Here is a 12,633-nt window from a genome sequence, read left to right on the forward strand (position 1 = left end):
TGTCTCTCGCGGGCCGCGCCAACCTGATTTTTTTAAAGCCTGCTCCAGCACGCTCACTCCGTGCTGGTCAGGCTCGCTCCACTTGCGCCAGTACGCATAGACGTTGTGCCACTTGGGGAACTGCGGCGGCAGATAGCGCCACTGACAACCCGTGCGAAGCAGGTACAGCACTGCACAGAACACTTCGTACAGGTCCAGCTTGATCGGTTTGGTGCTGCGCCGAACGCTGCGCAGCAGCGGCTCGATCTCGGCAAACTTCTCTCTACTGATGTCGCTTGGGTATGGCTTTCTTTTCACCCCAGGATTGTCGGGGGAGATCGTAAACACGCTCTTAGAACAATCGCCGTTTTGACGTTGGCAAGGGTCTGCCGGCGTTCGAAGGAACCCAATATGAAGATCGATTTCCCACCCCGGCTGGGCTGCATGTCCGTGCTGGTGGCGGCCATGCTCGCTGGTTGCGGTGCGGCCGAGCCAGAGACGGCGGTACCGCCGCCCGTCGTTTCCGTGATGACCGTGAGCGCCGCGAACCTGAAACTGACGGAGGACCTGCCGGGCCGCGTGGCGGCCGTGCGTGTTGCCGAGATCCGTCCCCAGGTCAGCGGCATCGTCCAGCGCCGCTTGTTCGAGCAAGGCACCGAGGTGCGCGCCGGCCAGGGCCTGTTCCAGATCAATCCGGCCCCTTTCAAGGCGGATCTGGATACGGCGGCGGCGACCTTGCAGCGTGCCGAGGCCGTGCTGGCGCGCGCGCGGACGCAGGCTGCCCGCCTTCAGCCTCTCGTCGAGGCCGACGCGGTGAGCGGCCAAGTCTATGACGATGCCGTCTCCCAGCGGGACCAGGCCGCGGCCGACGTGGCGCAGGCCCGCGCGACCCTGGCACGCAAGCGGCTCGATCTGAAGTTCGCACTGGTGGAGGCGCCGATCTCCGGCCGTATCGACCAGGCCTTGGTGACCGAGGGCGCACTCGTCGGCAGCAGCGACGCCAACCCGATGGCGCGCATCCAGCAGATCGATCAGGTGTACGTGGACGTGCGCCGTCCGGCGTCCTCGCTTGAAGCATTGCGCGAGGCGCTCTCGGGAAAGCAGGAGGGCTCCGGGAACGGGCTGCCGGTGACGGTGCTGCGCAGCAATGGCGAGCCGTACGGAGTCAAGGGGCGCATCCTGTTCTCCGGCGTCAACGTCGATGCCGGAACCGGCGACGTGTTGCTGCGCATTCTGGTGGACAACCCCCAGCGCCAACTGCTGCCGGGCATGTTCGTGCGGGCACGGGTGCCGCACACCCGCTATGCCGAGGCTCTCACGGTGCCGCAGCAGGCGGTGGTGCGCGTAGCGGGCCAGCCGCAGGTCTGGACGCTCGATGCCCAGGGGCAGGCGCATCGCAAGCCGATCGAGCTGGGTGAACTGGCCGACCGCAGCTACCGTGTGCGATCCGGTCTCAGCGCCGGCCAGAAGGTCGTGGTCGAAGGCATGGAGCGCCTGGCCGACGGTGCACCCGTGACGGCCCGGGACTGGAAGCTGGCCGAAGCGATTGCCACGGAGCAGGGGCCGCAAGCCGCCGCTGCGTCCGTTCGCTGAAGGGCCCGCGATGCCTCAGTTCTTCATCAAGCGCCCGGTCTTCGCCTGGGTGGTGGCTCTCTTCATCATCCTCTTCGGCGTGATCGCGATTCCGATGCTGCCGATCGCCCGCTATCCCTCGGTCGCACCGCCGACCGTCAACATCACGGCCGTCTATCCTGGCGCGTCCCCGCAGACCATGAACGATGGGGTGATCAGCCTCATCGAGCGCGAGCTGTCCAGCGTCAAGAACCTGCTGTATTTCGAATCGTCTGCCGATACTTCCGGTTCGGCGTCGATCGTGGCCACCTTCAAGCCGGGCACGGACCCGGCCATGGCCCAGGTCGACGTGCAGAACAAGCTCAAGGCCATCGAACCACGACTGCCGCAGACGGTGCGACAGAACGGCCTGACAGTCGAGTCCGCCGCATCAGGCTTCCTGATGATCATCGGTCTGAGGTCAGACGACGGGCGCTTCGACGAGACGGCGCTGAGCGACTATATGGTGCGCAACCTCGTCGAGGAGCTCCGCCGCATCGAAGGCGTGGGCAAGGTGCAGCTGTTCGGTGCCGAGCAGGCCATGCGCATCTGGGTGGACCCAGCCAAGCTGATCTCGTACGGTCTGTCGATGAACGACCTGTCGGCCGCGGTCAGCCAGCAGAACGCGCAGATCGCGCCGGGCAGCGTCGGCGCTTCGCCTTCGCTGCCTGGACAGCGCGTGACCGTGCCGCTGACGGTGCAGGGCCAACTGAGCACGCCCGAGCAGTTCGCAGCCATCGTGCTGCGCGCCAACGCCAATGGTTCCAAGGTGACGATGGGCGACGTGGCCCGGGTCGAACTGGGTGCGCAGTCCTATGGCTTCATCAACCGGGAGAACGGGAAGGTCGCCACGGCGGCGGCCGTGCAGCTGTCACCCGGTGCCAACGCCGTGCGCACCGCGCAGGGCGTGCGGGACAGGCTCGATGAGCTGAGTCGCACCATGCCCGCGGGCATGAACTACTCGGTTCCGTTCGACACCGCGCCCTTCGTGAAGATCTCCATCGAGAAGGTGATCCACACCCTGCTCGAAGCCATGGTGCTGGTGTTCCTGGTGATGTTCCTGTTCTTGCAGAACATCCGCTACACGCTGATCCCGGCGATCGTGGCGCCGATCGCCTTGCTTGGCACTTTTGCTGTGATGCTGGTGTCGGGCTTCTCCATCAACGTGCTCACCATGTTCGGCATGGTGCTGGCCATCGGCATCATCGTCGATGATGCGATCGTCGTCGTGGAGAACGTCGAGCGGATCATGGCCAAGGAGGGGCTGGCGCCGCGTGAGGCCACGATGAAGGCCATGAAAGAGATCACCGGCGCGGTGGTCGGCATCACCCTGGTGCTGACGGCGGTGTTCATCCCCATGGCCTTCGCCAGTGGTTCGGTGGGCGTGATCTACAAGCAGTTCACGCTGTCGATGGCGGTGGCGATCCTGTTCTCCGCCTTCCTGGCCCTGACGCTCACGCCTGCACTCTGCGCGACGCTGCTCAAGCCCGTGGACCCTGGTCACCATGAGAAGCGGGGCTTCTTCGGTGGGTTCAACCGCCGATTCGATGCCATGAACGCGCGCTACGAATCGCGCGTCGGCCATCTGGTCGCGCGCTCCGGCCGTGTCATGCTGGTGTTCGCCGCACTGTCCGCGGTGTTGGTCGTCGCGTTCAGACAGCTGCCTTCGGCCTTCCTGCCCGAGGAAGACCAGGGCTACTTCATGACGGTGGTGCAACCGCCGGCGGATGCAACCATGGAGCGCACGCTGGACGTCGTCAAGAAGTTCGAGGAGCACACGGCGAACCGTGCTTCCATCCAGTCCAACATGTCCGTCGTCGGGTTCGGCTTCTCCGGATCGGGTTCCAACGCGGCCATGGCCTTCACCATGCTCAGCGACTGGGACAAGCGCGATGGCGCCACGGCCAGGGGTGAGGTGGCCCTGGCCCAGCAGGCCATGGTCGGAACAACCGAGGGAACGGTCATGAGCCTCATGCCGCCGGCGATCGACGAACTGGGCAACAGCTCCGGCTTCGCCCTGCGACTGCAGGACCGCGCCAACCAAGGCTACGCAGCGCTCAAGGCAGCGGAGGCCAGGCTGCTCGAACTGGCTGCGCAAAGCAAGGTCGTCACCGGCGTCTATCCCGACGGGTTGCCGGCGGGGACCAGCATCCGTCTGGACATCGACCGGCAGAAGGCCGAATCGCTGGGGGTGTCGTTCTCCAACATCAGCGAAACGCTGTCCGCTGCGATGGGGTCGGCCTATGTGAACGATTTTCCCAATGCCGGACGCATGCAGCAGGTCATCATCCAGGCGGATGCGCCCGCCCGCATGCAGATCGACGACGTGCTCAGGCTCTATGTTCGCAACAGCGGCGGTGGCATGGTGGCACTGAAGGAGGTGGTCACGCCGGTGTGGAGCGATACGCCGCTGCAGCTGGTGCGTTACCTGGGCTTTCCGGCCACTCGTATTTCCGGCAACGCGGCGCCTGGCGCGTCCAGCGGGGAGGCGATGGCGGAAATGGAGCGGCTGGCCCGGCAACTGCCGCCCGGCTTCGCCCTCGAATGGACCGGCCAGTCGTTGCAGGAACGGCAGTCCGCAGCCCAGGCGCCGATGCTGATGGCGCTGTCCATGCTGGTGGTATTTCTGGTGCTGGCTGCGCTCTACGAAAGCTGGTCGATCCCGTTGTCGGTGATGCTGGTGGTTCCGCTGGGCTTGCTTGGCGCGGTGGGAGCCGTCATGTTGCGTGGCATGCCCAATGACGTGTTCTTCAAGGTCGGGATGATCACCGTGATCGGCCTGTCGGCCAAGAACGCGATCCTGATCGTGGAGTTCGCCAAGCAGTTGCGGGAGCAGGGCCGGGGACTGGTCGAGTCGGCGATCGAAGCTGCACGCCTTCGACTGCGTCCGATCTTGATGACGTCGCTGGCCTTCGGGTTGGGCGTGGTGCCGCTGATGATCGCTTCGGGTGCCAGTGCCGAGACTCAGCATGCGATCGGCACCGGCGTGTTCGGCGGCATGGTCACGGCCACAGTGCTGGCCATCTTCTTCGTGCCCGCCTTCTTCGTGTTCGTGATGGGCCTGCAGGAGCGCATCGACGGCTGGCGGGCGTCCCGTCGGCCCCACATGCAGCATGCCCAGGGCCAGGAGGGCTGAGCACCATGCGATTCCTTGTTTTTCCCCTCGTCCTGGCGCTGTCCGCCTGCTCGCTGACGTCGGAACTGGTCAAGCCTGCGGCTCCGATTGCCGCCGCCTATCCTGGACAGGTGGGGGCCGACCCCGCGGCGCATGGCGCCGACCTCGGTTGGCGCAGCATGTTCGGCGACCAGCGACTGCAGCGGCTGATCGCGATGGCGCTCGACAACAACCGCGACCTGCGCATCGCTGCGCTGAACGTCGAGGCGGTGCGGGCCCAGTACGGCATCCAGCGCGCAGCCCGCTTGCCCGGCATTGACGCGACCGGTAGCGCGGCACGTCAGCGGACCGCAGCCAATGACGGATCGAATCCCGCCGTTCCTGCCGCCGTGCAGAACCAGTTCGGCGTGAGCGTGGGCTTGAGCGCCTTCGAGATCGACCTGTTCGGTCGCGTGCGGTCGCTGTCGGATGCTGCCTTTGCCCGCTATCTGGCGAGTGACCAGGGGCGACGGGCCGCACAGATCTCGCTGGTCGGTGCCGTGGCCGATGCCTACTTCGCCGAGCGTCTGGCACAGGAGCAGTTGCAGTTGTCTGCACGCACACTGGCCGATTGGCGCCAGTCGCTGGACCTGGCGCACCGGCTGAAGGCCGCGCGCCAGAGCAGCGGGCTGGACGTCGCACAGGCCGAAGGGCAGGTGGCGACGGCCGAAGCCGATCTGGAGGCGAGAACGCGCACGCTGACACAGGCCGGCAATGCATTGCGGCTTCTGGTTGGCAGGGAGATTCCGAGCGACCTGCCCGAGGCGCTGCCGCTGCAAGCGCAGCCTGTGGTGACCCAACTACCTGCGGGCCTGCCTTCGGATCTGCTGTTCCGGCGGCCCGACATCCAGCAGGCCGAGCAATCGTTGGTTGCAGCGAATGCGGACATCGATGCCGCAAGGGCCGCGTTCTTCCCTCGGCTTTCGCTGACGGCATCGCTCGGCTACGCCAGTCCGGCTTTGGGCGGGCTGTTCGATGGCGGCCAGCGTGCGTGGAGCTTTGCGCCCCAGCTTACCGTTCCGCTGTTCTCGGGCGGTCGGCTGCGTTCCGAACTCCGCCTTGCCGAAGTGCGCAAGTCCAGCGCGGTGGCGGAGTACGAGCGCGTGATCCAGTCGGCGTTCAAGGAGGTGGTCGATGGGCTGGCGGGGCGCGAGACCTACGCGCGGCAGATCGAAGCCCAGGGCCGTGCGGTGGCGAGCGCTGAGCGTCGTGCCGAATTGTCCAGCCTGCGTTACCGCGCGGGAACGGAAGGCCGGCTGGAGCTGCTCGATGCCCAGCGGCAGTTGTACGCGGCCAGACAGACGCAGCTGGATCTGCGGCGCAGCGAGTTCGGCAGTGCGGTGGCACTCTACAAGGCGTTGGGCGGCGGCCTGACGGACACTGATGTCGGCGCGGATCGCAACCCCTGAGGCCTGCCCTGGAACCGGGGTGAGATGGCAACAGCGCTTCTGGACGGTTTTCGGCGGCCAGGCGCTTTCGCTGGTGGGCTCTGCGCTGACACAGTTCGTGCTGCTCTGGTGGATCACCGACACCACCGGGAGCGTCTCGACCCTGGCCGCGGCGGGAATGGCCGCCTTGCTGCCGCAGGCCTTGCTCTCGCCATTGGGCGGAACGCTGGCCGACCGCTACAGCCGTCGGCTCCTGATGATCGCAGCCGATGCGGTCAGCGCGGTGTGCATGCTGGTGTTGATCGGGCTGTTCCTGACAGACCGCATCGAGCTGTGGCATGCCTACGCCATGATGGCAGTGCGCAGCGCCATGCAGGCGTTCCAGTCGCCGGCCGCGGCGGCCAGTGTTGTCATGCTGGTGCCGGGTCGCTTCGTGATCCGCGCGTCGGGTTTGAACCAATCCCTCCAGAGCCTGACCGTGGTGGCTGCCGCGCCCCTGGGCGCGCTTGCGATCAGCGCAATGCCGATCGGCTGGGCGCTGGCGATCGACGTCGTCACGGCGCTGCTGGGAATCGTGCCGCTGCTGTTCTTCCGGATCCCTCAGGACTTCGCTGCGGGGGCAGAGAAGAAGGGACTCTGGTCGGACTTCCGCGAAGGGGTCGAGCTGGTATGGCACACACCGGGCTTGCGGCAACTCTACATCCTGCTGGGCGTGGTGGTGCTTGCGGTCATGCCGACTTTCACGCTGGTGCCCCTGCTGGTCAAGGAGCACTTCGGCGGCGGCGCTTCGCAGGTTGCGCTTTTGGAGGGGCTGGCGGGCGTTGGCATGCTGGCGGGCGGGCTGCTGGTCGCGGTGATGGCGCCGCGCAGGCCTGTGTACTGGATTCTTCTCGGTTTTGCCGCGTCCTGCTCGGCGCTGGCACTGACCGCCCTGGTTCCGCAGAACCTGTTCGGCATCGCGGTGGTCTGGTGGGTGATCAGCGGGATCGCCTTTGTCCTTGGCGATGCGCCGCTGATCGCGTTGCTCCAAACGACAGTTCCGAGCCATCTGCAGGGTCGCGTTCTGTCGCTGATGACGACCATCATGGCCTTGGCAGCACCGGTCGGCCTGGCGTTGGTGGCGCCGCTGGGCGAATGGGTGGGTGTTCGAGGAGTCTTCATTGCCGCGGGCGTTGCCGGGACTGCAGCGAGCCTTGCAGGGTTTCTTTCACGGCCGCTGCGGTCGCTGAACGAGCTGGAAACGCAGAGACTCTGCCGATCGCAGAAGTAGACCTGCAGTCCGGTGTTGAACCCGGAGCCTGTCCCCGATGGAGGCACGGACGTTCGCCGCCCATCGGCTCCCGGCGGGCGTGTGGATCAGGCGCCGGACCGGGCCTTGCCAGGAGGGGGGCGATGCGCGCAGCTGGGGCGCTCGCAGGCCACGTAAAGCGCCATGGCGTGGTGGTGCAGCTTGAAGCCACGCGACTGTGCCATGCGCTGCTGCCGCTCTTCGATGACCGGATCGTGGAACTCCTCGACGCGGCCGCAGGTCACGCAGACCAGGTGGTCGTGGTGCTGTCCATCGTCGAATTCATAGACGGCCTTGCCCGAGCCCAGGCTGCTGCGCCGCAGCAGGCCCGCCTGCTCCAGGTGCCCGAGCACGCGGTACACGGTGGCCAGGCTGATTTCCTGCTTCTGTTCCATCAGTTGCCGATAGAGGTCTTCGGCGCTGAGATGGCGTTGTTCCGATGTCTGGAAGATCGCCATGATCTTCAGGCGGGGCAGGGTGACCTTCAGGCCTGCGCCGCGCAGCCGGGGCTGGTCGTCATCGTTCATGGAGGGCTTTCCTGGCAGGCCGGAGGCTCCGGGGGGCGTGTCTGCGATGCGCTCGCCATGTATCGGTCTTTTCGTATCCATTTCAGAGGTCATCCTGAATGCGCTTGTAGCCCTGTAGCCAGTGGTTGTGGGAGCGGGCCATGTTTTCCAATGGCCCGGAGGCGGTTTCGGTCGCCTTGGGTATACCGGTCAGGTCGGTGTGAGGCCCCAGGCGCATGGTGGAGGGCACGTGGAAGCCCGGTGGCAGGTTGCAGCCGTCCACCACGGCGCTGTGGCGGACCACGCAGCCCGAAGCCACGGTGCAGTTGAAGAGCACGCTGTTGAAGCCGATGAAGACACCGTCGCCCACCGTGCAGGGGCCATGCACGATGGCGCGCAGAGCGATGAATGTGCGCTCTCCGATGGTGACCGCCGCGCCCGACCTGGAGTGGATCACCACGCCGTCCTGGATGCTGGAGTGCGCCCCGATCACGATGGGCTCGGCGTGGCCTTGCGCATTCAGATCGTCGGCACGGATCACTGCATAGGGGCCGACGAAGACACGGGGCTGCACGATCACCCGGCCACACAGGATGGCGGTGGGATCGACGAAGGCGTCCGGATGGACCCACGGCACATCGCCGCTCGGGTTGCGCCGGATCATGGCTGGCTCCAGGTCTGAGATGCGGTCGCTGCGATGCCGGAGCGTCGTGCTTTCATGGGGCGTGGAGGTTGTGGTGTGGCCGTTTGTTCAGCGAGGCGCGGAGGGCTCGGCCCACACGGGGAACGGGTCTTCGAAGCGTGCCCAGGCGTGGGGGCCGATGACCATTTCGGCGTCGGTGAGCAGGCAGGCATCGAGGTTGGCGCGCAGTGCGGCTTCATCCATGCCCAGGCCGATCAGCACCAGCTCCTGCCGTGCATCACCCATCTTCGGTTGCCAGTGTTTCTGGATGACCTTCAACGCTTCGGCGTCGGCGGGCCAGCGCTCGCGGGGGATGGAGGCCCACCACAGCCCCGCGGGACCATGCCAGGCGACCGCGCCTGCCTGTGACCAGGAGCCCGCGAACGCCGGCCGGCTGGCCAGCCAGAAAAGGCCCTTGGAGCGGATCACGCCCGGCCATTCGCTTTCCACGAGGTCGAAGAAGCGGCGCGGGTGGAAAGGGCGCCGCGCCCGGTAGGCGAAGCTGGAGATGCCGTACTGCAAGGTCTCGGGCGTGTGCTGGCCGCGCAATTCCCGCAGCCAGCCGGGGGCCTTCGCCGCCTGATCGAAATCGAACAGCCCCGTGTCCAGGACCGTGTCCAGCGGCACTTCGCTGAAACACGTGGCCTGGATGCGGGCGCGCGGATTCAGTCCGCGGAGGATGGCGTGGATGCGTTCGAGGTCCTCGCGGCTGACCAGATCGGTTTTGTTGAGAACGATCACGTCGCAGAACTCGATCTGCTCGACCAGCAGGTCCACCACGGTGCGCAGATCGTCGTCGCCCAGCGATTCGCCGCGCGACTGCAGGCTGTCGTGCGAGGCGTAGTCCCGGAGAAAGTTGAAGGCATCGACCACGGTGACCATGGTGTCCAGCCGCGCCACCTCATTGAGGCTCCATCCGTCGTCGCCTTTGAACGTGAAGGTTTCCGCGACGGGCAGGGGCTCCGAGATTCCCGTGGATTCGATCACGAGCTGGTCGAATCGCCCCTCGCGGGCGAGGCGTTCCACCTCCACCAGCAGGTCCTCGCGCAACGTGCAGCAGATGCAGCCGTTGCTCATTTCCACCAGCTTCACGTCGGCGCGCGAGAGAACCACCCGCGCGTGGCGCACCAGTTCCGCATCGATGTTGATTTCGGACATGTCGTTGACGATCACGGCCACCCGGCGGCCTTCGCTGTTGCGGAGGATGTGGTTCAGCAGGGTGGTCTTGCCGGCGCCGAGAAAGCCGGAAAGCACGGTCACGGGCAGGCTGGGGTGCATCGTGGCAGAAAGCATGGCGATTCGGATGGAGAGAGAGGTGGACGAGGGGCATCCGCGTAGCTGCGGGAAGGGGGTGTCCGATGACGCCTGCGCGAAGGCCCGTAGGATACTGGCATATTGCAACACTGTTGCGATACTGCAAATATATCGATATTATCAATAAGAAGTGATAGATTTGGGTTTGCAGTTGTAAGCGCCAGGAGCTCACGAGGCACCGGGCAGTGCATGCATGAGGAGCGTCGCGCTTCTCTCGGTGCCTGGTGGTATCAGCCTATTAACGCAAATATGTTGCATTAATATTCGGCTTGGTGGATCGCAGCGCTTGACGGCGATGGCATGCCCGGGTGTGCCGGGGCGCCGAGGGTGCGGTTCCGCTGCCGCCGGGGATGTTTCACGGGTCACTGGTCGCCGTTGCATGGCGCCGGGCGTGCCTCCCCCTTATCTGGAATCCTGGTCTTTGGCGTTCGCCCTCCCGCTGGCCGGCATGCGCCGTGCCCAGCGGGGTGGAGTGCGGCGCCGACAATGTCCCCATGTCTCTTCGAACGCTGTTTGCGCCCCGCTGGTGGGCGTTTCCCCTGGGCGTGATGCCCCTGGCTGCCGGTGCGCAGCCCCTGCCCGCCGAGGCCGGCGCGCCCCCGTCGCTGCCGGCGGTGGTGGTGACCGACCGGGCCGAGGTGCCCCGGCTGGCGCTGCCGGCCGACGGTGCCTCCCGCCTGGGGCTCACCGTGCGGGAGACGCCGGCCTCCATCGACGTGGTGCCGCGCGACGTGCTGGCCGAGCGCGGGCTGCGCACGGTCACGGAGGCGGCGCAGGCGGCCGTGGGCGTGACGGCGGGGGATTTTCCGGCCGAGCCCAGCGCGTTTTCGATGCGCGGCTTCGCCAACAGCCAGATCAACACGCTCTACAACGGCATCAAGATCGGCCCGCCCAACATGACGTCGCGGGTGATGGATACGGCGAATCTCGAACGCATCGAGTTCCTCAAGGGCCCGGCTTCGCTGATGTCGGGCGAAGGGGCCGCGGGCGGCGCGGTGAATTTCATCACCCGGGCGCCGCGCCGCGGGGCGATCGAGACCGAGGTGTCCAGCGCGGTGGGCTCCTTCGGCGAGCGGCGCCTGTCCGTCGGCTCCGGCGGCACCACCGCGTGGAAGGACGTCGATTTCCGCCTCGATGCGAGCGGCTCGGACAGCGACGGCTACGTGCACGACACCGCCCAGCGCAACTGGCATGTCTCGGGCGGGATCGACTGGTACGCCCGGCCGGGGCTCAAGCTGTTCGCGGCGGCCGAGGTCAAGCGCGACCGCGGCCATCCGTATTGGGGCACGCCCCTCGTGTCGGCCTCCGCGCCGGGCATCGAGGCGCAGCCCGGCGTGGTGTCGGGCACCTACACCTCGGGGTTCAACGGCAGCGCGCTCGGGCCGGTGGCCATTGACCGGCGCACGCTGCGCACCAATTACAACGTGCTGGACAACCGCAACGAAGCCCGGGAGACGTGGCTGCGCACCGGCGTGGACTGGCGCATCGACGCGGCCTGGTCGCTGCGCAGCCAGTTCTACCGCTACACGGCCACGCGCTCGTGGTTCAACAACGAGGTCCTGGCCTTCAATGCCGCGACGGGCCTCGTGGACCGCGAGCGCTTCTTCGTCGCGCAGGACCAGACCACCACGGGCAACAAGACCGAACTGCAGTGGGACGGCATGCTCGCGGGCCGTGCCAACCGCTTCGTCGCCGCGCTGGAAGCCAGCGATACGGACCTGTCGCGCCCCGGCGCCGCCAATTTCCCGGGCGACAGCGTGTCGCTCACCGCGCCGGACCGCGGCCTGTATGGCCCGCTGATCCGGCAATTGCAGACCACGCGGCTGCGCAATGCTGCGCTGGCGCTGGAAGACCGCCTGCAGGTCGCGCCCGCCGTGGCCCTCGTCGCGGGGGTGCGCCATGAGTCCATCGAGCTGGCACGCACCTCCACCGACGCAGCCGGTGCGGCGCGCCGGGGCTTTCCCTACGAGAAGACCTGGCATCCGACCACCGGCCGGCTGGGCCTGACGTGGGAGCCCCGCGCAGGCACCACGTTCTACGGGCAGTACGCGACCGGCGCCGACGTGGCCGCCAACAACATCTTCCTGCTGGGCGCCACCCAGCCGCTGGAACTCACCCGCGCGCGCAATGCCGAGGTGGGCGTCAAGCAGAGCTTCTGGCAGGAGCGCGGGGAGTCGACCTTCGCGCTGTACGACGCGGTGCGCCACAACGTCTATGCCGCGCAGGGCGGGCAGTCGCTCGCGCAGGCGGGCGCGCTGGAGTCGCATGGAGCCGAGATGTCGCTCGCGCTGCGGCCCGCGGCCCCGTGGAAGCTCTGGGCGCAGCTCGCGCTGAACCGGGCGCGTTACGAGGACTACCTGCTGGGCAATGGGGGATCGTTCTCGGGCAACACGCCGCCGAACGCGCCGCGCGTGGCGGGCAGCGTGGGCGCCAGCTACCGTTTCGTGGCGGGCGTGCCGATGCAGGTTTCGGCGTCGCTGCGCCATGTGGGCGAGCGCTTCCACAGCGACGCGAACACGGTGCGCCTCGCGGCCTACCGCGTGCTCGACGCCGCGTGGAGCGTGGACATCGCCCCGGGCACGCAGCTCACGCTGCGCGGCCGCAACCTGACCAACAAGGTCTATGCGGCCTGGTCCGATCCGTTCTATCCCGACCAGATCCTGCTGGGCGCGCCGCGCAGCTTCGAGCTGGCGCTGCGCTGGACGCTCTGA

9 protein-coding genes are annotated in these 12,633 nt (G+C 66.9%); 5 read left to right on the forward strand and 4 right to left on the reverse strand.

The window, feature by feature from the left end; all coding sequences use genetic code 11:
• A partial coding sequence (locus AX018_RS25145) for a transposase (protein WP_170146175.1) occupies positions 1 to 297 on the reverse strand: 297 nt, incomplete at its 3' end.
• 93 nt (positions 298 to 390) lie between these two features.
• Here AX018_RS25145 and AX018_RS03940 point away from each other — a divergent pair.
• From AX018_RS03940 to AX018_RS03955, 4 genes are read left to right on the forward strand one after another with little or no spacing between them, the layout of a single operon-like run.
• Complete coding sequence (locus AX018_RS03940) at positions 391 to 1,572, forward strand: efflux RND transporter periplasmic adaptor subunit (RefSeq protein ID WP_111876013.1); 1,182 nt, start codon at positions 391 to 393, stop codon at positions 1,570 to 1,572.
• Between the two features lie 10 nt (positions 1,573 to 1,582).
• A complete protein-coding gene (locus AX018_RS03945) occupies positions 1,583 to 4,726 on the forward strand; it encodes a multidrug efflux RND transporter permease subunit (RefSeq protein ID WP_111876014.1) in 3,144 nt (1,047 codons plus the stop codon).
• 5 nt (positions 4,727 to 4,731) lie between these two features.
• The gene (locus AX018_RS03950; RefSeq protein WP_111876015.1) at positions 4,732 to 6,153 is read left to right on the forward strand and encodes an efflux transporter outer membrane subunit; all 1,422 of its coding nucleotides are present in this window, start codon (positions 4,732 to 4,734) and stop codon (positions 6,151 to 6,153) included.
• Between the two features lie 19 nt (positions 6,154 to 6,172).
• Complete coding sequence (locus tag AX018_RS03955; protein WP_245951417.1) at positions 6,173 to 7,402, forward strand: MFS transporter; 1,230 nt, start codon at positions 6,173 to 6,175, stop codon at positions 7,400 to 7,402.
• Positions 7,403 to 7,488: 86 nt separating this feature from the next.
• Here AX018_RS03955 and fur read toward each other — a convergent pair whose 3' ends face one another.
• The 3 genes from fur to zigA all read right to left on the reverse strand — a co-directional run bounded on the left by fur (position 7,489) and on the right by zigA (position 9,901).
• The gene (gene fur, locus AX018_RS03960; protein WP_415842231.1) at positions 7,489 to 8,028 is read right to left on the reverse strand and encodes a ferric iron uptake transcriptional regulator; all 540 of its coding nucleotides are present in this window, start codon (positions 8,026 to 8,028) and stop codon (positions 7,489 to 7,491) included.
• Position 8,029: 1 nt separating this feature from the next.
• Positions 8,030 to 8,590: an LbetaH domain-containing protein gene (locus tag AX018_RS03965; RefSeq protein WP_111876018.1), complete on the reverse strand. Its 561-nt coding sequence runs from the start codon at positions 8,588 to 8,590 to the stop codon at positions 8,030 to 8,032.
• A gap of 87 nt (positions 8,591 to 8,677) precedes the next feature.
• Positions 8,678 to 9,901, reverse strand: a complete 1,224-nt coding sequence (gene zigA / locus AX018_RS03970) for a zinc metallochaperone GTPase ZigA (protein WP_111876019.1) — start codon at positions 9,899 to 9,901, stop codon at positions 8,678 to 8,680.
• Positions 9,902 to 10,416: 515 nt separating this feature from the next.
• Here zigA and AX018_RS03975 point away from each other — a divergent pair.
• The gene (locus tag AX018_RS03975; RefSeq protein ID WP_111876020.1) at positions 10,417 to 12,633 is read left to right on the forward strand and encodes a TonB-dependent receptor; all 2,217 of its coding nucleotides are present in this window, start codon (positions 10,417 to 10,419) and stop codon (positions 12,631 to 12,633) included.

The organism is Paracidovorax anthurii (assembly GCF_003269065.1).
GTDB classification, from domain to species: Bacteria; Pseudomonadota; Gammaproteobacteria; order Burkholderiales; family Burkholderiaceae_C; genus Paracidovorax; species Paracidovorax anthurii.